This is a genomic window from Micromonospora sp. WMMA1996 (assembly GCF_002573675.1).
Lineage (GTDB): Bacteria > Actinomycetota > Actinomycetes > Mycobacteriales > Micromonosporaceae > Micromonospora > Micromonospora sediminicola.
Window position 1 is genome coordinate 178,680 of sequence record NZ_PDHU01000009.1, and the last position, 21,430, is coordinate 200,109.

Below are 21,430 nucleotides of genomic sequence, written 5' to 3' on the forward strand. Positions count from 1 at the left end.
CGTGCGACCGGTCACCCGGCTCGTCGCGGCGGCGCTGCGGTTGCCCGCCGCCCGCACCGGCCGGGTGACCGTCACCCGGAACCTCCCGGTCCGGGTCCGTGACGGCACCTGCCTGCGCACCGACCACTACGCGCCGGATCTCGCCGGCGCCCCGTGCGTGCTGATCCGCACCCCGTACGGCCGGGGCGGGCCGGTCCGGTTACTCGGCCGCCTGATCGCCGAACGGGGCTTCCACGTGGTGATCCAGTCCTGCCGCGGCACGGACGGCTCCGGTGGCGAGTTCGCCCCGCTGGTGCACGAGCGTGACGACGGCCTGGACACCCTCGACTGGTTGCGCCGCCAGCCCTGGTGGACCGGCGCGTTCGGCATGTTCGGCGCCAGCTACCAGGGGTTCGTGCAGTGGGCGGTGGCCGCCGAGGCGGGCGACGAGCTGCGCGCGATGGTCGCCGTGGTGACCGCCTCGGCCACCCGCGACTCGACGTACGCGGGGGAGTCCTTCGCGCTCGACACGGTGCTCACCTGGGCGGAGCTGCTCGAGGCGCAGACCGTGCCCTGGCTGGCCCGGCAGTGGGAGCTCAAACGCGGCCAACCCCGACTGGCCCGCGCGTTGTCCCACCTCCCGCTGGCCGAGGCGGACCGGGTCGCCACCGGCGTGACCGTGCCGTTCTTCCAGGAGTGGCTGCGTCACCACACCCCGGACGCCGACTACTGGCGCACCCGCGTCTTCGGCGACCGGATCACCGACGTACGCGCGCCGGTGACCATGGTCAGCGGCTGGCAGGACATCTTCCTCCCGGCGCAGCTCGACGACTGGGCCCGGCTGCGGGCCGCCGGCGCCCGGCCCCGGCTCACCGTCGGTCCCTGGACCCACGGCAGCCCGGGGCTGCTCGTGGCGGCCCTGCGGGAGGGCCTGGACTGGCTCGACACGCACCTGGCCGGCCGGGCCCGGCCGGAGCGTGCACCGGTGCGGGTGCACGTGGGCGGCGACGGCGGCGGGTGGCGGGACCTGCCCGACTGGCCGCCGCCGGCGACCCCGACCCGCTGGCACCTGCGGTCGGACGGCCGGCTGGACCGCACGCCGCCGGACGCCGAGACGCCGGACCGGATCTGGTACGACCCGGCGGATCCGACCCCGTCGCTGGGCGGACCGCTGCTGGTGGCCCAGCGGGCGGGCGCGGTGGACAACCGGCCGGTGGAGTCGCGGCCGGACGTGCTCACCTACACCACCGAGCCGTTGCCGGCCGCCGTCGAGGTGGTCGGTCCGGTGCACGCCGAGATCCACCTGCGCAGCGAACTGTCGTACCTGGACGTGTTCGTGCGACTGTGCGACGTGGACCTGCGCGGGCGGTCCTGGAACGTCTGCGACGGGCTGGCCCGGGTCGAGCCGGACCGGTTCCCCCGGGACGCCTCCGGCGCGGTCCGGGTTCCGGTCACGCTCTGGCCGACCGCGCACCGGTTCGCGTCCGGGCACCGGTTGCGCCTCCAGGTCTCCGGCGGCGCCCACCCGCGATACGCCCGCAACCCCGGCACCGGGGAGCCGCTCGGCACCGCCGTGACTCTTCGTGCTGGATGGCGCGACGTGCTGCACGATGGTGAACATCCCTCGGGGTTGGACCTGCCGCTGACGCCGGCACCGTCCACAGCGGCCCGATAGTTCCAAATACCGCCTCTGAACTGGGCGTTTTCCCCGAACCGTGGTTAAGCTCGGAGCAGGTGCCCGGTGCCGTGCAACTCATCGGCGGGGCGCGACCGCGGATCGCAAGCCATCACGTGCTGTGATCGTCATGCCCTGCCGGCCATCGATCGGAAGGGGATCCACCATGACCTCGGCTCCGGCGAACCTGCTGGCGGTCCGCAACCTGTTGCTCACCTACCTCAACGTCGACAAGAACGCCGTACGGGATCAGGACCTGGAGCCGGCCGAGGTCGGCATCGTCGGCGACGCGAACCACCGGGGCGGCTACCACTGCGGCTCCGACCGGGTGGTCGTCAACGACTACTCGGTGGTGGAGTCCACCCGGGACCGGTCCGGGCTGACCCTCTACGCGTCCGCGCTGGACGTCGGCACGTTCTCGGTCCGCTCCGGCGGCGCCACCCACACCCTGCGCACCTTCTCCACCTGGATGGCGGCGCAGTGCGCGGCGAACGCGGCCGACACCCGGGACATCCGGGAGATCATCTACTCCCCGGACGGCCGGACCGTGCGGCGTTGGGACCGGCTCGGCAAGCGCACCAGTGGCGACAGCAGCCACCTCTTCCACACCCACTTCAGCTTCTTCCGCGACTCCACCAAGGCGGGCCGGGACCAGACCCCGCTGTTCCGCCGCTATCTCACCGCGATCGGGCTGATCGCCCCTGTGAAACCGGAGGACGACATGGAACAGACCGACAAGCTCGTCGGCAACACCGGCTACCCGAACCGCACGGTCGGCGACGTGCTGGCCGACGTGGAGAACCTGCGCAACTGGCTGATCTCACCGGTCAACACGACCGGCCTGGTCAGCCCGCCGATGGCCAACTCGCCGTTGCAGCAGATGCTGGCGATGGCGCGGGCCTGGCCGGCGCTCGTCGCGCAGGTCAACGAGTTGTCGGGCAAGGACTTCACCGACGAGCAGCAGATCGTCAGCGGGGTCCTCGCCGGCCTCCCGCCGGAGAAGATCGCCGAGGCGATCCCCCCGCAGATCGCCCGGGACGTCGCCGACGAGTTGTCCCGGCGGCTGACCGCCTGACCGTCCGGTGCCGCGGCGACCGCGTCGACGCGGTCGCCGCGGCGTCCGATCCAATCCGCAACAGGTATTGCGCAACACCTCTTGCGAATGTCAGGGTGGGTGGCATGACAGAGCCCACCGTCCGGCAGGTCACCGACTCGCGAGTGCTCGCGGCGCTCGCCCACCCCCTGCGTCGCCGGCTGATGGACGTGCTCAAGGTGCACGGTCCGTGCACCGTCGGCCTGCTCGCGGAGCACACCGACCAGGCGCCCGCGAACGTCAGCCACCACCTCCGGGTCCTGGCCGCCGCCGACCTGTTGGTGGAGGCGCCGGAGCTGGCCCGGGACCGTCGCGAGCGGTGGTGGCGGCTGCGTGACCGGGGGGTGCGCTGGTCCACCACGGACTTCGACGGCGACCCCGCCGACCGGGCGGTGGCCGACGCGGCCGGCTCGCTGAACCTGGAGCGGCACGCGGAGCTGGTGCGGGCCTGGCACGCGGCCTCCGACGACACCCGCGCCGCCTGGGGCGAGGGACCGTTCAGCACCGACAAGTGGCTGCGGCTGACCCCGGACGAGCTGGCCCAACTCAGCCAGGAGGTGATCGCGCTCTTCGCCCGGTGGGCCGACCGGCCCGTGCCCGAGGACGGGCAGCGCCGCGAGCCGGTCTTCCTGTTCTCCTACGGCGTCCCGGCCCGGCCGTGAGCGCCCCGGCCCGACCGTCCGCGCCGGCCGTCGACAGCCCGCGCGGCGGGCTGTTCCGGCACCGCGACTTCCGGCTGCTCTGGACCGGGCACACGGTCAGTGCGGTGGGCAGCAACATGACCACGGTGGCGCTGCCGTTGGTCGCCGTGGCGGTGCTCGACGCCACCACGTTCCAGGTGGCGGTGCTCACCGCCGCCGCCTGGCTGCCCTGGCTGCTCGCCGGCCTGCCGGTCGGGGCCTGGGTCGACCGGGTCCGCCGCCGTCCCGTGATGATCGGCGCCGACCTGGCCGCCGCGGCGCTGTTCCTCAGCGTCCCGGTCGCGGCGCCGCTCGGCCTGCTCACCGTCTGGCAGTTGCTGGTCGTGGCGCTCGGCGCCGGCCTGGCCCGGGTCTTCTTCGAGACCGCCGACCAGGTCTACCTGCCCACGCTGCTTCCGCCCCAGCAGGTGCCCGAGGCGAACTCGCGGCTGCACGCCACCCACACCGCGAGCTACCTGGTCGGCCCGGGGTTGGCCGGCCTGATCGCCCAGCTCGCCGGCGCGGTCGTCGCGGTGGCGCTGGACGCGGTGAGCTTCCTGTTCTCCGCGCTGTGCCTGCACCGGATCCGGGCGGTCGAGCCCCGACCGCGACGCCCCGCCGGGGCGTCGTCGTTGCGTCAGGAGGTCGCCGCCGGGCTGCGCTTCGTCACCCGCGACCCCTACCTGCGGGTGCTGACGGTGTTCGGGGCGGCCAGCAACATCGGGCTGACCGGCTACCAGGCCGTGCTGGTGGTCTTCCTGGTCCGCTCGGCGCACCTGCCGGCCGGCCTGGTCGGCGTGCTGATCGGTGTGGCCAGCCTCGGCGGCATCGTCGGCGCGGCGTCCGCCGCCCGGCTGGCCCGCCGGCTCGGCACCGCCCGCGCGCTGCTGGTCGCCGGCGCCCTCACCGGCCCGCCCGCGCTGCTGATCCCGCTGGCCGGGCCCGGCGCGCGGGTGACCTGGCTGGTGCTCGGCGGGATGCTGGTGAGCCTCGGCGTCGCGGTCGGCAACGTGGTCAAGGGCAGCTTCCGGCAGACCTACACGCCGCACCGGCTGCTCGGCCGGGTGACCGTGAGCATGCACCTGCTGAACTACGGCACCATCCCGCTCGCCGCGGTGGTGGCCGGCGCGCTGGGCGCCGCCTGGGGGCCGGACGGCGCGATCCGGGTGATGACCGCCTGGCTGGCGCTCACCCCGCTGATCCTGCTGGTCGGCCCGCTGCGCCGGCGACGGGACCTGCCGGCCGCGCCGGCCTGAGGAGTGCGCCGGCCGGCTGTGCGGGGCCGGAGGAATGCCCTGGCCGGCTGTGCCGGGCCCGAAGAATGCACTGTGGCGGCGGTCGGTGCTCCGACCGCCGCCACCGGCACGTCGCTACATCGGACGGACGTTGTCCGCCTGCGGGCCCTTCTGGCCCTGGGTCACCTCGAACTCGACCTTCTGGCCCTCGTTCAGCTCGCGGTAGCCACTGCTCTGGATGGCCGAGTAGTGGACGAACACGTCCGGGCCTCCGCCGTCCTGCTCGATGAAGCCGAAGCCCTTTTCCGAGTTGAACCACTTGACCGTGCCGGTTGCCATGCGTCTCTCCCTGTTCAATGCGGGTGAGCACCGGCCCCTCGGCCGATGATCGCCCTGTACCACCCTGACAGTAACCGGCCGAACCGGGATCCGCTGGCGGAAGTGCCGGCGTGGCACGTGAATACCTGCGAGCCGGAAATGCCCCCGGTACCGATCGGGGCACGGCATGCTTGCCCCGATGAGCACAATCACGGCACTGGCCGACCTGGAACAGGAGATCGCGGCGCCCGGCGCGGGCCCGGACCGCCTGCGGCTGGTCGGCACGCCGTTCGTGCCCGAGGTGCGACTGCACCTGGCCGAGGACGCCATCCTGTGGTGGGCGCGGATGGAGGCCGCGGCCGGGCGGTCGCTGCCGCCGCCGTACTGGGCCTCGGTGTGGGCCGGTGGGCAGGCGCTCGCCCGGCACCTGCTCGACCACCCCGACCTCGTCGCCGGCCGCCGGGTGCTCGACCTGGCCGCCGGGTCGGGACTGGTCGCCATCGCCGCCGCGCTCGCCGGCGCCGACCGGGTGGTCGCCAACGACGTCGACCCGTACGCGGTGGCGGCCGTCACGGTCAACGCCCGGGCCAACCAGGTCCGGGTGACCGCCGACGGCGAGGACCTGCTCGACGGCGTCCCCGTCGTCGACCTGGTGGTGGCCGGTGACGCCCTCTACGACGCCGGGTTGGCCGCCCGGGTGCTGCCGTACCTGCGCCGGTGCGCCGAGCGCGGCGTCGAGGTGCTGGTCGGCGACCCGGACCGCGGGCACCTGCCGCCGGACGGCCTGGACCTGGTGGCCAGCTATCCGGTGCCGACCACCGAGCCCTCGGTCGACTCCCCGGTACGCCGGGTGCAGGTGCTCCGCCCCCGCTGACCCTGAGGGGCCCCCGGGTCCGGCCTCCGGGTCGGGTGGGGGGTCACGCCCGATGTGCCGGGCGGTCGGTGACGCATAGCGTGCTCGTCATGACGGACCTGCTCGCCCAGCTCGGGGAGTTGCCCACCACGCTGCTGATGGGGCTCCTCGGCGTGGTGATGCTCGCCGACGCCGTACCCCTGGTCGGGGTGCTGGTGCCCGGGGACGCCGCGGTCCTCGCGGCGGTCGGCGCGGGGCGGCCGGCGGGCGGGGCGGTGACCGTCGCGGCCGTGGTGGCGGGCTGCGTGGCCGGCTGGTCGTTGAGCTTCCTCGCCGGGCGGCGCTGGGGCGTGCGGTTGCGGCACGGCCGGCTGGGGCGCTGGATCGGCGAGTCCCGGTGGGCCGCCGCCGAGGCGCTGCTGCACCGCGGCGGCGGACGGATCGTGCTGGTGGCGCCGTTCCTGCCGGTGTTCAACGCGCTGCTGCCGCTGGCCGCCGGCGGGCTCCGGATGCCGTACCGGAGGTTCGTGACCTGCGCGGCGCTCGGCGCCACGCTCTGGGCCGGGCTCTACGTGGCGCTCGGGCTGGCCGCGCGGACGCTGACCGTGCTGCTGCCCGGCGCGCCCGACCCGACGGTGCTCACCATGGCCGTCGGGCTGCTGCTGGCCGGGCCGGTGCTGCTCGGCGCCCGGCGCCGGCTGCGCGCGGTGACCGGCGCACCGGGCCGGGTCCGGCCGCCACGGGGGAGGCCGGACCCGGCGCGCTCACCAGCCGCGGGCCCGCCACTGCGGCAGCGCCGCCCGCTCCGCGCCGATCGTGCTGTCCTTGCCGTGTCCCGGATAGAACCAGGTCTCGTCCGGCAGCCGGTCGAAGAGCTTGGCCTCGACGTCGTCGACGAGCTGGCCGAACCGCTCCGGGTCCTGGTCGGTGTTGCCGACCCCGCCCGGGAACAGCGAGTCGCCGGTGAACAGGTGCGGGGTGCCGGCCGGGTCGCGGTAGAGCAGCGCGATCGACCCCGGCGTGTGCCCGCGCAGGTGGATGACCTCCAGCGCGCAGTCGCCGACTTCGACGGTGTCGCCCTCGCGCAGCGCCTCGGCGTCGATCGGCAGGCCCTCGGCGTCGTCGGCGTGCACCAGCGCGCGGGCGCCGGTCTTGGCGACCACCTCCTCCAGCGCCACCCAGTGGTCCATGTGCCGGTGGGTGGTCACCACCGCGGCCAGGCCGCCGTCGCCCACCAGTTCCAGCAGGCGGGGCGCCTCGTTCGCGGCGTCGATCAGCACCTGGTCGCCGGTGGCGTGGCAGCGCAGCAGGTAGGCGTTGTTGTCCATCGGGCCCACCGACAGCTTGCTGACGGTGAGCCGGTCGAGCTCGCGCACGGCCGGCGGGCCGCCGGGCGTGACGTCTCCGGTGTAGGTCATGACGGCGTTCAGATCCATTCCGGTGGGTTCGGCAGGGGACCGTCGGGGACGACGGCGAGCAGCTCGCCCGCGCCCCGGCCGGTCAGCCAGGCGGCGAGTTCCGGCGCGGGGCCGGTGACCGTGGGCGCCCCCTCGGGGTCACCCACGACGAGTTCGTGTGCGGCGCCGTCGACGCGCAGCACCATGGCCGGCGCGGCCGGGTTGCCGGCGAGCCCGGTCGTCACCTCGTGCAGCAGGCGCTGGGCGAAGGCCTCCGGCCAGTCCGCCGGGCGGTAGCCGGTCGCCAGGTCGACGTGGTGCACCTCGACCTCGCGCAGCCGGCCCCAGACCAGCAGCGCCGCCGGCCACGGACCGCGCCGGGCCCGCACCATGGCGCCCCACGCCTCGGCCGGCATCTGCGCCACCGCCGCGTCGAAGCGCTGGCCGCTGCGGCGCAGGTCGTCCAGCAGGTCGGCCGGGCCCCGGCCGGCCCCCGCCTCGATGTCGGCGTTACGCGCCTCGACCGAGGCGTACATCGGGATCGGTTCGCCGGTGCGCGCGGCCGTGAGCAGGTTGACGAACCCGTCGGCGTTGCGGGCCAGGTGGGTGAGCACGTGCGCGCGGGTCCAGCCCGGCAGGAGCGAGGGCGCCGCGACGTCCGCGGCGGTCAGGCCGGCGACGGTACGCAGCAGCCGGTCGTTCGCCTCGGCCAGGTCACCGGTCAACAGCAGGGGGTCACTGGTCATCTCGTTCTCACGGTTCGACAGTAGCGGGCGGGACCCGGCCGCGCCGCCGGGGAAATCGCTTTCGGCGCGTCGGCGCGGCCCCTACCGTCGGGTCGAACGACAGCGGCTCGCGGCGGGAACGCGCCGGGCCGACGTCGTGCCGGACGCGGGCGCCGGGAGTCGGAGCGGAGGTGGTGAGCATGCCGGTCGAAGCACGCGTGTTCCGCCGTGAACCCCCTCGACACCGATGAGGACACCATGAACCTGGACCTGACCGCCCTCGGCTGGGACGCCGACTGGGCGATCCACCTCGATCGACGCGCCGACCACCGACCCGGGCGGGTGGCCCGGGTGGACCGGGGCGTGTGCACCGTGCTCCGCCCGGAGGGGCCGGTGCGGGCGAGCCTCGGCGGCGGCGTCCTCGCCGCCGCGGCCCGCGACCTGACCGCGTTGCCCTGCGCGGGCGACTGGGTGCTGCTCGCCACCTGGCCGGACGGCCCGGTCACGGTGGAGGCGGTGCTGCCACGACGGACCGCGCTGGTGCGGCGCACCGCCGGCAAGGACGCCAGCGGGCAGGTGCTGGCCGCCAACCTCGACGCCGCCGCGGTGGTCGAGCCGGTGCACCCGACGCCGGACGCCGCGCGGATCGAACGGCTGCTCTCGCTCGCGCACGAGTCCGGCGCCGAGCCGCTGGTGGTGCTCACCAAGGCGGACCTGGCCGCCGACCCGGCCGCGGTGGCCCGGCAACTGGCCGACCTGGCGCCCGGGGTGCCGGTGCTGGCGGTCAGCGCCGAGCGGGGCACCGGCCTGGCGCCGCTGCGCCGGCACGTCGCCCCGGGACGCACCCTGGGCCTGCTCGGCCCCTCCGGGGCCGGCAAGTCGAGCCTGGTCAACGCGCTGGCCGGGGCGGACGTGATGCGGACCCAGGCGATCCGCCGGGTGGACGGCAAGGGCCGGCACACCACCACCTGGCGGTCGCTGGTGCCGCTGCCGGGTGGGGGAGCGGTGCTGGACACCCCCGGGGTACGCGCGGTCGGCCTGCTGGACGGCGTGGTCGGCCTGGACCGGGCCTTCGCCGACATCGCCGAGCTGGCCACCGGCTGCCGGTACGCCGACTGCGCGCACGACGCCGAGCCGGCCTGCGCGGTGCGGGACGCGCTGGACAGCGGCGAGCTGCCGGCGCGCCGCTGGGAGAGCTGGCGCCGGTTGCAGCGGGAGGTCGCGTACGAGGGCGGGCGTCGCGCGGCCCGGCTGGCCGCCGAGCGGCGGGGCGGGTGGCGTGGCGGGCGGCGGCGCACCGGGCGTCCGGCGACCCCGCCCGCGCCCGGCGCATTCTGAGTCGGCCCGGACCGGCCGGGCGGGGTCGGCCGCATCCCGCCCGACCGGTCTGAGCTGGGGGAATGTGCGCCCGACGGAAGTTGTCACACCTCGGGGCTAGAGTTGCCGGGGCGTCTTCCCTGCGCCTCGACAACCTGTGAGAACCGCCCAGACCTGACGTCTGGCGGACAGATCCGCCGCACATTCTTCTTCCGGGAGCACACGCACCGTGGCCGACCGTCTGATCATCCGTGGCGCGCGCGAGCACAACCTGCGTGACGTCAGTCTCGACCTGCCCCGGGACGCCCTGATCGTCTTCACCGGGCTGTCCGGTTCGGGCAAGTCCAGCCTGGCGTTCGACACCATCTTCGCCGAGGGGCAGCGCCGCTACGTCGAGTCGCTGTCGTCCTACGCCCGGCAGTTCCTCGGTCAGATGGACAAGCCCGACGTCGACTTCATCGAGGGCCTCAGCCCCGCCGTCTCCATCGACCAGAAGTCGACCTCGCGCAACCCGCGTTCCACCGTCGGCACCATCACCGAGGTCTACGACTACCTCCGCCTGCTCTTCGCCCGCATCGGCGAGCCGCACTGCCCGATCTGCGGCGAGCGGATCTCCAAGCAGAGCCCCCAGCAGATCGTCGACCGGGTTCTGGCGATGGCCGAGGGCACCCGGTTCATGGTGCTCGCCCCGGTGGTGCGCGGCCGCAAGGGCGAATACGTCGACCTCTTCGCCGAGCTGCAGGCCAAGGGCTACGCCCGGGCCCGGGTCGACGGCGTGGTGCACCCGCTGACCGAGCCGCCGAAGCTCAAGAAGCAGGAGAAGCACACCATCGAGGTGGTCATCGACCGGCTCAGCGTCAAGCCGAGCGCCAAGCAGCGGCTGACCGACTCGGTCGAGGCCGCGCTGGGCCTCTCCGGCGGTCTGGTGCTGCTCGACTTCGTCGACCTGCCGGAGGACGACCCGGCCCGCGAGCGCCGCTACTCCGAGCACCTGGCCTGCCCGAACGACCACCCCCTGGCGATCGAGGACCTGGAGCCCCGGGTCTTCTCCTTCAACGCGCCCTACGGCGCGTGCCCGGAGTGCACCGGCCTGGGCACCAAGAAGGAGGTCGACCCCGAGCTGGTCATCCCCGACCCGGAGCGCTCGCTGCGCGAGGGCGCGATCCAGCCCTGGGCCACCGGGCACAACCTGGAATACTTCCTGCGCCTGCTGGAGGCGCTCGGCGAGGCCGAGCACTTCGACATCGACACGCCCTGGCGGGCGCTGCCGTCGCGGGCGCAGAAGACGATCCTGCACGGCTCCGACGACCAGGTGCACGTCCGCTACCGCAACAAGTACGGCCGCGAGCGCTCCTACTACACCGGCTTCGAGGGCGTGGTGCAGTGGATCGAGCGCCGGCACACCGACACCGAGTCGGAGTGGTCCCGCGACAAGTACGAGGGCTACATGCGGGACGTGCCCTGCGCCGCGTGCGGCGGCGCCCGGCTCAAGCCGGAGGTGCTCGCGGTCACCCTGGCCGGCAAGAGCATCGCCGAGGTCTGCAACCTCTCCGTCGGCGAGGCGGCCGACCTGCTGGCCGGCATCGAGCTGACCGACCGGCAGAAGATGATCGCCGAGCGGGTCCTCAAGGAGATCAACGCCCGGCTGAAGTTCCTGCTCGACGTCGGCCTCGACTACCTCTCCCTGGACCGCCCCGCGGGCACGCTCTCCGGCGGCGAGGCGCAGCGCATCCGGCTCGCCACCCAGATCGGCTCTGGCCTGGTCGGCGTGCTCTACGTGCTCGACGAGCCATCCATCGGCCTGCACCAGCGGGACAACCACCGGCTCATCGAGACGCTGTTGCGGCTGCGCGGGTTGGGCAACACGCTGATCGTGGTCGAGCACGACGAGGACACCATCCGGGTCGCCGACTGGATCGTCGACATCGGTCCGGGCGCGGGCGAGCACGGCGGCAAGATCGTGCACAGCGGCTCGGTGCCGGCGTTGCTCGACAACGCCGAGTCGGTCACCGGGGCGTACCTGTCCGGGCGCAAGTCCATCCCGACGCCGGCCACCCGCCGGCCGCAGACGCCCGGCCGGGAGCTGGTGGTGCACGGCGCGCGCGAGCACAACCTGCGCAACCTCACCGTGAGCTTCCCGCTCGGCCAGCTCATCGCGGTCACCGGGGTCAGCGGCTCGGGCAAGTCGACGCTGGTCAACGACATCCTCTACACGGTGCTGGCCAACCAGATCAACGGCGCCCGGCTGGTGCCCGGCCGGCACACCCGGATCACCGGCCTGGAGCACGTGGACAAGGTCGTCGGCGTCGACCAGTCGCCGATCGGGCGCACCCCGCGCTCCAACCCGGCCACCTACACCGGGGTCTGGGACCACGTCCGCAAGCTCTTCGCCGAGACCACCGAGGCCAAGGTCCGGGGGTACGGCCCGGGCCGGTTCTCGTTCAACGTCAAGGGCGGGCGCTGCGAGGCGTGCTCCGGCGACGGCACGATCAAGATCGAGATGAACTTCCTGCCCGACGTCTACGTCCCCTGCGAGGTGTGCAAGGGCGCGCGCTACAACCGGGAGACGCTGGAGGTGCACTACAAGGGCCGGACGGTCGCCGAGGTCCTGGACATGCCGATCGAGGAGGCGGCCGAGTTCTTCTCCGCCATCCCGGCCATCCACCGGCACCTGAAGACCCTGGTCGACGTCGGCCTCGGCTACGTCCGCCTCGGCCAGCCCGCGCCGACGCTGTCCGGCGGTGAGGCGCAGCGCGTCAAGCTCGCCTCCGAGCTGCAGAAGCGCTCCACCGGCCGCACCGTCTACGTGCTCGACGAGCCCACCACCGGGCTGCACTTCGAGGACATCCGCAAGCTGCTGATGGTGTTGGAGGGCCTGGTCGACAAGGGCAACACGGTCATCACCATCGAGCACAACCTCGACGTGATCAAGACGGCCGACTGGCTCATCGACATGGGCCCCGAGGGCGGTCACCGGGGTGGCACGGTGCTCGCCACCGGCACCCCGGAGGAGGTCGCCGAGGTTGCGGAGAGTCACACCGGCGAGTTCCTGCGGCCGATCCTCAAGCTCGACGGCGCGGCCAAGGGCGCCAAGGCCGCCACCACCCGGGCGGCCAAGGCCAACGGCGGGGCCAAGACCCGCGCCCGCAAGGTGCCGGCCGGGGCGCGCTGACCCACGGGCATGACGGACGGGGCCGGCGGTCCGGCCCGTCCGTCATCCGCACAGACGCCCGTTTCGTGACGCGGCAGTATGAACCGTGCCGGATCCTGGTGCGTGTTGCACACTGTGGCGCCGGATCATGACCGGTGGCGACAGCCGAGAGAGAGGCCGGATATGAGTGACGACCAGGCGCGGACCGGACCGATCACCCAGACCCGTCGGACCCTGCTCGCGGGTGCCGGAGCCGTCGGCGCGGCCGTGGTGCTCGCGGGATGCGGCGACGACGACGCGACCCCCGGGCAGGCCCCGACCAGCGGTGGGCCGCCCGGCGCCACCGCGACCGGCGACGCGGGCGGCGGCGACCGGGACAGCAGCGCGCCGTTGGCCCGCACCACCGACATCCCGGTGGGCGGCGGCGCGATCTACGCCAGCAAGGGCGTGGTGATCACCCAGCCCGAGGCCGGCCAGTTCAAGGCGTTCGACCCCATCTGCACGCACCAGGGCTGCCCCGTGTCGAACGTCGACGGTGGCACCATCAACTGCACCTGCCACAACAGCCGGTTCTCGATCAGCGACGGCTCGGTCAAGCAGGGCCCCGCCACCAAGCCCCTGGCCGCGAAGGAGATCAAGGTCGAGGGCGACCAGATCACGCTGGCCTGACCGGCATCCCGCCCTCCCCGCCCGCCGCTCGCGGGCGGGGGCGCGGCGGCGGCCGGGTGTCGGGGGTGCGGACTAGGCTTGGGCCGTGGCTGACCCCTCGACCTACCGTCCCGCGACCGGCACCATCCCGGAGTTGCCAGGGGTCTACCGCTTCCGGGACGGCACCGGCCGGGTGATCTACGTCGGCAAGGCGCGCAACCTGCGCAGCCGGCTCAACTCCTACTTCGCCGACCCGGTCAACCTGCACCAGCGCACCCGGCAGATGGTCTTCACCGCCGAGTCGGTGGACTGGATCACCGTGGCCACCGAGGTGGAGGCGCTCCAGCAGGAATACACCTGGATCAAGCAGTACGACCCCCGGTTCAACGTCCGCTACCGCGACGACAAGTCCTACCCCTACCTGGCGGTCACCCTCGACGAGGAATATCCGCGCCTGCAGGTGATGCGTGGCGCCAAGCGCAAGGGCGTGCGCTACTTCGGGCCCTACTCGCACGCCTGGGCCATCCGCGAGACGCTCGATCTGCTGCTGCGCGTCTTCCCGGCGCGGACGTGTTCCTCGGGCGTCTTCAAGCGGGCCGGCCAGGTCGGTCGACCGTGCCTGCTGGGCTACATCGGCAAGTGCTCGGCGCCGTGCGTCGGCAGCGTCAGCGCCGAGCGGCACCGTGAGATCGTCGACGGCTTCTGCGACTTCATGGCCGGCCGCACCGACACCATGGTCCGCCGGTTGGAGCGAGACATGCTCGACGCCAGCGAGCAGCTGGAGTTCGAGCGGGCGGCCCGGTTGCGCGACGACGTCGCCGCGTTGCGCCGGGCCATGGAGAAGCAGACCGTGGTGCTCGGTGACGGCACCGACGCGGACGTGGTCGCCTTCGCCGACGACCCGCTGGAGGCGGCGGTGCAGGTGTTCCACGTCCGCGGCGGTCGGGTGCGGGGCCAGCGCGGCTGGGTGGTGGAGAAGACCGAGGAGCTGACCACCGGTGACCTCGTGCACCACTTCTGCACCCAGGTCTACGGCGGTGAGCAGGGCGAGGCCGACGTCCCGCGCGAGCTGCTCGTCCCCGAGCTGCCGGGGGACGCGGAGGCGCTGGCCGACTGGCTCTCCGCCCGGCGGGGCAGCCGGGTGTCGCTGCGGGTGCCGCAGCGGGGCGACAAGCGGTCGCTGCTGGAGACGGTGGAGCGCAACGCCAAGGACGCGCTCGCCCGGCACAAGCTCAAGCGGGCCGGTGACCTGACCACCCGCAGCCAGGCCCTCGACGAGATCGCCGACGCGCTCGCCATGCGCACCTCACCGCTGCGGATCGAGTGCTTCGACGTCTCCCAGATCCAGGGCACCGACGTGGTCGCCAGCATGGTCGTGTTCGAGGACGGGCTGCCCCGCAAGAGCGAATACCGCCGGTTCATCGTGCGCGGCGCCACCGACGACCTCTCCGCCATGTCCGAGGTGCTGCGCCGGCGGTTCGCCCGCTACCTGGACGCCCGGGCCGAGACCGGGGAGCTGGGCGAGGAAACCGCCGCCGACCCCGACCGGCCCGGCATCGACCCGACCACCGGGCGGCCGCGCAGGTTCGCGTACCCGCCGCAGCTCGTGGTGGTCGACGGCGGCCCGCCCCAGGTGGCCGCCGCCGCGCAGGCGCTCGCCGAGCTGGGCATCGACGACGTGGCACTGTGCGGGCTGGCCAAGCGGCTGGAGGAGGTCTGGCTCCCCGACGACGATTTCCCGGTCATCCTGCCCCGCACGTCCGAGGCGCTCTACCTGCTGCAACGGGTACGCGACGAGGCGCACCGCTTCGCCATCACGTTCCACCGCCAGCGCCGCTCCAAGCGGATGACCGAGTCGGCGCTGGACAACGTCCCCGGCCTCGGCGAGGTCCGGCGCAAGGCGCTCCTGCGGCACTTCGGCTCGTTGAAGCGGCTGTCCGCCGCCACGGTCGAGGAGATCACCGAGGTGCCGGGGGTCGGCCGGCGGACGGCCGAGGCGATCCTGGCCGCGCTCGACGGCTCCGACGCCGCCACCCCGGCCGGGTGACCTGGACGGGAGCGCCACCGGCCGCACGAGGACACCGGCGCGGCGCGTTCCGCGCCGCCTGGCGACGCGGTACGGCGGATGGCGCCCGGGCAGGCACCGGTGGCGGCGTGGTCGTGGTGGGCGTGGTTGTCGTGGGACCCGGCGTTGGGGTCGGTTGGTCGGCTTTCCCTTTGGTTGCCGGGCGTGTCGGCCTGACCACGAGGCATGCGCTGACACGGATATACCTCAGAGGCATATCTATGACGCTCAGTCATATCGGCAAAGAGGAGACATGCCCCTGGCTGGGACACGCGGTGTGAGGTGGCCTGCTGCCGGTGGCGTCGCGCCGCGCGATCCGCTTCTCCGCCAGCCGGCCGCCGAGTGGCTGCGACCCGGGGTGTGATCGAGCCGGCGGCCCTGTTCGCCGCCACCGCACCCAGGACGGATCGGGCACAGCCCGCGCCCGCAGCACTCGCCTCCGCAACGCCTTTCGAGCTGATATCAGAAACGACTCGGAGGGCCGGGACCCGCCCGCAACCAGAGCGTGAGTCGCTTCCGGGCGTCGGCGCCCGCCCCCGACGAGAGCGTGAGTCACTGACGGCATCAGCTCGATAGGCACCGTGACAGGGCACGGCCCGGCCCGTGCGGGGTCACCAGACGTCCCCCGTCGGTGGTGCCCGCCGGCCGGATGCCAACTGCGCCGTGTGGGGTGTTGGCTGCTCGCCTCAGGATCACCGCCCGGGACGCCTCGAGATCTTGGAAGGAAACGGCCCCGATGAGGGCCGCTACCTTCCAAGATCTCGGGACCGTCGACCAGAGCCGACGTCGACGCGGAGGTGTCCGGAGATAACCGCCCTGATGTCCGGTTCGGCGGGCCGCCACGCACAGTGGCTGCGTGCCATGAACCCGTGTGCCGGGTTTGGCGGTGGTCGGCGCCACCGTGAGCGTGGAATCGGTGCCGGGGGTGCGGCGTTGTACCGGGTAGACCACGCGCCGCCCCGACCATCGCGTCGGCAGGCCAGGCCCGGTCGGAATGATCGGCCGCGACCGGTGGTTACACACCCGGTTCGGGAGGCCGCCCGGTCGGAAATGACCGGCCGCCACGGGGGTTACACACCCGGCCCCCGGCAGGCCGCAGTTGGAATGACCGGCCCCCGCCGGTGGTTACATCCCCCTGAGCCGCCCGTGCAGGCCCCCCCGCTGGCCGCCGCGCAGGCCCCGTGCACGCCCTGTCGGGCTGCCGGACTTTCAGACTTCCCCCCTTTCACACGGCACCCCCGTGCCGTGCCCCCACCCCCCCCTTTGGGAGGCATCATCATGGCTACCACTCTGCTGCGTAAGACCGTGCTGACCGCTGCTGGTATCGCCGCGACCGCCGGTGGCATCGCCGGCCCCGCGATCGCCGCCCACGCCGCCCCCACCGACACCACCACCGTGGTCGCCGACCGCAAGGGCCACGGTGAGCGGGAACTCGACGTGCGCTACGAAGCCCAGCCGAACTTCTACTACTGCGGCCCCGCCGCCACCCGCAACGCCATCAGCGTCCTGGGCAAGAACATCGACGTCCACGCCATGGCCCGCGAAATGGGCACCACCGAAGCCGGCACCAACAGCATCAACGACATCACCCCCGTCCTGAACAAGGAAACCGGCAAGCCCTACCGCTCCGTCGAAATCAAGAGCGGTAAGGCCGACAACAAGCAGACCGACACCCTGCGCGCCGACATCATCCGCACCGTCGACGACGGCCGCGCCGTCGTGGCCAACATCGCCGGCACCGCCACCGACACCGACAACACCACCCACTCCTTCGAAGGCGGCCACTACATCAGCGTCATCGGCTACCGCGACAACGGCAACACCGTCACCATCGCCGACAGCGCCGACCCCAACATGGCCTCCTACCGGATGAGCATCGACAACCTCGCCGACTGGATCGCCACCCGCGGCTACAGCACCAGCTGACCCACCAACACGGCAAAGGGCCCGACCCCACCACGGGGTCGGGCCCTTTCTCATCCGTCGGCGAGGACCGCGAGGATCCCCTCGCCGTACTTGGCGAGTTTGTTCTCGCCGACGCCGTTGACGCGGGACAGTTCGGCCAGCGAGGCCGGCGGCTCGGCGGCGATCTGGCGCAGGGTGGCGTCGTGGAAGATCACGTATGCCGGCACGCCCTGTTCCTTGGCGGTGGCCGCGCGCCACGCACGGAGCCGCTCGAAGACCGGCGCGGCGGTGGGGGAGAGGTCGGCGACGACGGTGGCCGCGCCCCGGGGCTTCGCGGCCCGGCCGGACAGCGGCCGTTCCGGCTCCTTGCGCAGGGTGACGGTGCGCCGCCGGCCGAGCACGTCGGCGCTGGCCTCGGTCAGCGCCAGCGTGCCGTAGTCGCCCTCCACCGCGAGCAGGCCCTCGGCCAGCAGTTGACGCACCACGCCGCGCCACTCGGCGTCACGCAGCTCGGTGCCGATGCCGAAGGTGCTCAGCGTGTCGTGGCCGTGCTGGTCGATCTTGTCGGTGTGCTTGCCGAGCAGGATGTCGATGCTGTGCCCGGCGCCGAACCGCTGGTTGCGTTCGCGGTCGAGCCGGTAGACGGTGGAGAGCAGCTTCTGCGCGGCGACCGTGCCGTCCCAGGACTCCGGCGGGTCGAGGCAGGTGTCGCAGTTGCCGCAGGTGGCCGCGCCGGACTCGCCGAAGTAGTCGAGCAGTTGGGCGCGGCGGCACCGGACCGTCTCGCAGAGCGCCAGCATGGCGTCGAGGTGGGCGGCGAGGTTGCGCCGGTGCGCCAGGTCGCCCTCCGACGTCTCGATCATCTTGCGTTGCTGCACCACGTCCTGCAGCCCGTAGGCCAGCCAGGCCGTCGAGGGCAGCCCGTCGCGGCCGGCGCGGCCGGTCTCCTGGTAGTAGCCCTCGACCGACTTGGGCAGGTCGAGGTGGGCGACGAAGCGGACGTCGGGCTTGTCGATGCCCATGCCGAACGCGATCGTGGCGACCATGACCAGCCCGTCCTCGCGCAGGAAGCGCTGCTGGTTGGCGGCGCGGGTGCGCGCGTCCAGGCCGGCGTGGTAGGGCAGCGCCGGGATGCCGTTGGCGACCAGGAACTCGGCGGTCTTCTCCACCGAGGCCCGGGACAGGCAGTAGACGATGCCGGCGTCGCCCGGGTGCTCGTCGCGCAGCAGGCTCAACAGCTGCCGGCGCGGCTCCCGCTTGGGCACGATCCGGTACTGGATGTTGGGCCGGTCGAAGCTGGCCACGAAGTGCCGGGCCTCGGTGAGCCGGAGCCGGGTGGCGATCTCGGTGCGGGTGGCCCGGGTCGCGGTGGCGGTGAGCGCGATCCGCGGCACGTCCGGCCACCGCTCGTGCAGCATCGACAGGCTGAGGTAGTCGGGACGGAAGTCGTGCCCCCACTGCGAGACGCAGTGCGCCTCGTCGATCGCGAACAGGGCGATCCGGCCGCGCTCCAGCAGGCCGAGGGTGGACCGCACCGCGAGCCCTTCCGGTGCGAGGTAGAGCAGGTCCAGCTCGCCGGCGAGGTAGGCCGCCTCGACCCGGCGTCGCTCGGCGGGCTCCTGGGTTGAGTTGAGGAAGCCGGCCCGGACGCCGACCGCGGTGAGCGCGTCGACCTGGTCCTGCATGAGCGCGATCAGCGGGGAGACGACCACCGCCACGCCGTCGCGGACCAGCGCCGGGATCTGGTAGCAGAGCGACTTGCCGCCACCGGTGGGCATGAGCACCAGCGCGTCGCCGCCGGCCACCACGTGCTCGACGACCTCCTGCTGGAAGCCGCGGAAGGCGTCGTAGCCGAAGACCCGGCGCAACACCCGCAGCGCGTCCTCGGTCCGCTCGTCGGTGGGGGAGACCATCCGCGCAGTCTACGAGCGCCCGCCGACAACGCCCCGTCCCGCGCGGGCGTGTGGCGGGTACGGGTACCCCGACAAATCGGGCAACCGCCTGTTCCGGTGGTCACCCCGTGGAATCCCGGGCGGGGTCGCAGCCGTTAGAGTCGGCGACTGACCATGCGCGGCCGCTCGGCCGCGGCGCCACGGCTGGGGGTAGCGGGTGAGCGAGGCGCGGACGGCGGGAGAGCTGGTGCCGACCGACACGGAGACGGTGCCGGTGCGGCCGGCGCCGGCCGAGGCGGACACCTCCCTGGTGGTGGTGACCGGCCTGTCCGGCGGCGGGCGCAGCACGGTGGCGCGGGCGCTGGAGAACGTCGGCTACTACGTGGTCGACAACCTGCCCCAGGCGCTCCTGCTCGACATGGCCGAGCTGGCGTTCAAGGCCGGCGGCGCCGCCCGGCGTACGGCGATGGTGCTGGACGTGCGCTCGCGCGCCTTCTCCACCGACCTGGCCGGGGCGATCCGGGAGCTGCGCGAGCGCGGCTTCTCCCCCCGGGTGGTCTTCGTGGACGCCGACGACGAGGTGCTGATCCGGCGGTTCGAGAGCGTGCGCCGCTCGCACCCGTTGCAGGGCGACGGGCGGCTGGCCGACGGCATCGCGGTGGAGCGGGCGCTGCTGGAGGAGGCCCGCGACCAGGCCGACGTGATCATCGACACCAGCCACCTGAACGTCAACCAGCTGCGCCGCCGGGTGGAGGAGCTGTTCGGCGGGGAGGACGCCCGCCGGCTGCGGATCACCGTGCTGTCGTTCGGCTTCAAGTACGGCCTCCCGCCCGACGCCGACTTCGTGATGGACGCGCGCTTCCTGCCGAACCCGTACTGGGTGCCGGAGCTGCGCGAGCACACCGGTCGGGAGGAGGCGGTCAGCGCGTACGTGCTGGGCCAGGAGGGCGCGGACGCGTTCGTCGCCGGCTACGCCGACCTGGTCAACGCCACCACGGCCGGGTTCGAGCGGGAGGGCAAGCGCTACCTGACCGTGGCCGTCGGTTGCACCGGCGGCAAGCACCGCAGCGTGGCGATCGCCGAGGAACTGGCCGCCCGGCTGCGCCGCTCCGGCATCGCCGCCAACGCGCAGCACCGGGACCTGGGGCGGGAATGAGCCCGACCAGGGTGGTCGCGTTCGGCGGCGGGCACGGGCTCTCGGCGTCGTTGCGGGCGCTGCGGCACTGCGTACCCGGACTGGACCTGGACATCACCGCGGTGGTCACGGTCGGTGACGACGGCGGCTCCAGCGGCCGGCTGCGCGCCGAGCGCGGCGGCCTGCCCCCGGGTGACCTGCGCCAGGCGCTGGTCGCTCTGGCCGGGGATCACCCGGCCACCCGGCGCAGCGCGGCGCTCTTCCAGCACCGCTTCGCCGCCAGCGCGCCGGCGCCGACACCCGCCGTGCCGGTCGCGTCGGGCGCGGGCGATCCGCTGGTCGGCCACGCGGTCGGCAACCTGCTGCTGCACGGGCTGACCGAGCTGCTCGGCGACCCGGTGGCCGCGCTCGACCACGCCGGCGCCATGCTCGGCGCGGTCGGCCGGGTGCTGCCGATGTCCCGCCAGCCGGTCGGCATCGAGGCCCGGGTGCGCGGCGTCGACCCGGCCCACCCGGACGAGGTGCGCACCGTGCGCGGCCAGCACCAGGTGGCGGTCACCTCGGGCACTGTGGAGTCGCTGCGACTGACCCCGGCCGCGCCGGCCGCGTGCGCCGAGGCGGTGACCGCGGTACGCGCCGCGGACTGGCTGATCTTCGGGCCCGGCAGTTGGTACACCAGCGTGCTGCCGCACCTGCTGGTGCCGGGCCTGGCCGACGCGATCGTGTCCAGCCCGGCCCGCCGGCTGGTGACGCTGAACCTGGTGGCCGAGAAGGAGACCTCCGGGCTCTCCCTGCCCGACCATCTGGACACCCTGCGGCGCTATCTGCCCGAGTTGAAGGTGGACATGGTGCTGGCCGACTCCACGGCGGTGGGTGACCCGCGGCGGTCGAACGTGCGGCAGAATCGCTGGGTGCCCGGCTGGTCCTCGCCCCCGTCGCCGTCACCGACGGCACGCCCCGTCATGATCCGGCCGCACTCGGCGCCGCACTGGTGCCTGTCCTGGGCGCCGATCGTTAGACACGTACGTAATCACCGGCGACACGCCGGAACCGGTCCTGAGGGGGCGCTGGAATGGCGATGACGGCTGCGGTCAAGGACGAGCTGAGTCGGGTCGACGTGCCCAAGCCCTGCTGCCGCCGGGCGGAGATGGCGGCCCTGCTGCGCTTCGCCGGCGGCCTGCACATCGTGTCGGGTCGCGTCGTGGTCGAGGCGGAGCTGGACACCGGCGCGGTGGCCCGCCGGCTGCGGCGGGAGATCGCCGAGGTCTACGGCTACCCGAGTGAGATCCACGTGCTCGCCTCCGGCGGCCTGCGCAAGGGCAGCCACTTCATCGTGCGGGTGGTCAAGGACGGCGAGGCGCT

16 protein-coding genes and 2 pseudogenes are annotated in these 21,430 nt (G+C 73.4%); 14 read left to right on the plus strand and 4 right to left on the minus strand.

Annotation, left to right across the window (positions count from 1 at the left end; genetic code table 11):
* Position 1 precedes the first annotated feature (1 nt).
* From COO58_RS29400 to COO58_RS29415, 4 genes are all read left to right on the plus strand, one after another.
* Positions 2-1,654, plus strand: a complete 1,653-nt coding sequence (locus tag COO58_RS29400; RefSeq protein ID WP_098748145.1) for a CocE/NonD family hydrolase — start codon at positions 2-4, stop codon at positions 1,652-1,654.
* Positions 1,655-1,820: 166 nt separating this feature from the next.
* Entirely contained in the window at positions 1,821-2,729 is a 909-nt protein-coding gene (locus tag COO58_RS29405) for a hypothetical protein (RefSeq protein WP_091573388.1), read from the plus strand.
* Positions 2,730-2,833: 104 nt separating this feature from the next.
* Positions 2,834-3,409, plus strand: a complete 576-nt coding sequence (locus COO58_RS29410; RefSeq protein ID WP_098748147.1) for a helix-turn-helix transcriptional regulator — start codon at positions 2,834-2,836, stop codon at positions 3,407-3,409.
* Positions 3,406-4,683, plus strand: coding sequence for an MFS transporter (locus tag COO58_RS29415; RefSeq protein ID WP_098748148.1), 1,278 nt, complete (start codon positions 3,406-3,408; stop codon positions 4,681-4,683). Before COO58_RS29410 ends, COO58_RS29415 begins: the two co-directional genes overlap by 4 nt.
* A 114-nt stretch (positions 4,684-4,797) precedes the next feature.
* On the opposite strand, the gene COO58_RS29420 is transcribed toward COO58_RS29415, so the two are convergent.
* Positions 4,798-5,001, minus strand: a complete 204-nt coding sequence (locus tag COO58_RS29420) for a cold-shock protein (protein ID WP_013287480.1) — start codon at positions 4,999-5,001, stop codon at positions 4,798-4,800.
* Positions 5,002-5,179: 178 nt separating this feature from the next.
* Here COO58_RS29420 and COO58_RS29425 point away from each other — a divergent pair, with 178 nt between their 5' ends.
* Positions 5,180-5,854, plus strand: a complete 675-nt coding sequence (locus tag COO58_RS29425) for a methyltransferase (RefSeq protein WP_098748150.1) — start codon at positions 5,180-5,182, stop codon at positions 5,852-5,854.
* A gap of 89 nt (positions 5,855-5,943) precedes the next feature.
* A pseudogene (locus COO58_RS29430) lies at positions 5,944-6,615 on the plus strand (DedA family protein); the annotation flags it as partial.
* On the opposite strand, the gene COO58_RS29435 reads toward COO58_RS29430, so the two are convergent.
* Complete coding sequence (locus tag COO58_RS29435; protein ID WP_098748177.1) at positions 6,598-7,251, minus strand: MBL fold metallo-hydrolase; 654 nt, start codon at positions 7,249-7,251, stop codon at positions 6,598-6,600. The pseudogene COO58_RS29430 and the gene COO58_RS29435 sit on opposite strands and share 18 nt — an antisense overlap.
* 8 nt (positions 7,252-7,259) lie before the next feature.
* Positions 7,260-7,976, minus strand: a complete 717-nt coding sequence (locus tag COO58_RS29440) for a maleylpyruvate isomerase family mycothiol-dependent enzyme (RefSeq protein ID WP_098748152.1) — start codon at positions 7,974-7,976, stop codon at positions 7,260-7,262.
* Between the two features lie 237 nt (positions 7,977-8,213).
* Here COO58_RS29440 and rsgA point away from each other — a divergent pair, with 237 nt between their 5' ends.
* From rsgA to COO58_RS29465, 5 genes are all read left to right on the plus strand, one after another.
* Positions 8,214-9,293, plus strand: coding sequence for a ribosome small subunit-dependent GTPase A (gene rsgA, locus COO58_RS29445; RefSeq protein WP_098748179.1), 1,080 nt, complete (start codon positions 8,214-8,216; stop codon positions 9,291-9,293).
* A 208-nt stretch (positions 9,294-9,501) separates the two neighbouring features.
* Positions 9,502-12,444, plus strand: a complete 2,943-nt coding sequence (uvrA, locus tag COO58_RS29450; protein ID WP_091573393.1) for an excinuclease ABC subunit UvrA — start codon at positions 9,502-9,504, stop codon at positions 12,442-12,444.
* Between the two features lie 162 nt (positions 12,445-12,606).
* Positions 12,607-13,092 (plus strand): Rieske (2Fe-2S) protein, encoded by a 486-nt coding sequence (locus COO58_RS29455; RefSeq protein ID WP_091573394.1) that lies wholly within the window; start codon positions 12,607-12,609, stop codon positions 13,090-13,092.
* An 85-nt stretch (positions 13,093-13,177) separates the two neighbouring features.
* Complete coding sequence (gene uvrC / locus COO58_RS29460) at positions 13,178-15,118, plus strand: excinuclease ABC subunit UvrC (RefSeq protein WP_098748153.1); 1,941 nt, start codon at positions 13,178-13,180, stop codon at positions 15,116-15,118.
* A 1,296-nt stretch (positions 15,119-16,414) separates the two neighbouring features.
* Complete coding sequence (locus COO58_RS29465; RefSeq protein WP_098745102.1) at positions 16,415-17,062, plus strand: C39 family peptidase; 648 nt, start codon at positions 16,415-16,417, stop codon at positions 17,060-17,062.
* Positions 17,063-17,112: 50 nt separating this feature from the next.
* On the opposite strand, the gene recQ is transcribed toward COO58_RS29465, so the two are convergent.
* A complete protein-coding gene (gene recQ, locus COO58_RS29470) occupies positions 17,113-18,954 on the minus strand; it encodes a DNA helicase RecQ (protein WP_098748155.1) in 1,842 nt (613 codons plus the stop codon).
* Between the two features lie 226 nt (positions 18,955-19,180).
* Between recQ and rapZ the strand changes: the two genes are divergently transcribed.
* The 3 genes and pseudogenes from rapZ to whiA all read left to right on the plus strand — a co-directional run.
* The gene (gene rapZ, locus COO58_RS29475) at positions 19,181-20,089 is read left to right on the plus strand and encodes an RNase adapter RapZ (RefSeq protein WP_369700232.1); all 909 of its coding nucleotides are present in this window, start codon (positions 19,181-19,183) and stop codon (positions 20,087-20,089) included.
* Positions 20,086-21,086, plus strand: a pseudogene (yvcK, locus tag COO58_RS29480) (uridine diphosphate-N-acetylglucosamine-binding protein YvcK). Before rapZ ends, yvcK begins: the two are co-directional and overlap by 4 nt.
* A gap of 54 nt (positions 21,087-21,140) precedes the next feature.
* The coding region (gene whiA / locus COO58_RS29485; RefSeq protein ID WP_098748157.1) for a DNA-binding protein WhiA at positions 21,141-21,430 on the plus strand (290 nt) is incomplete at its 3' end.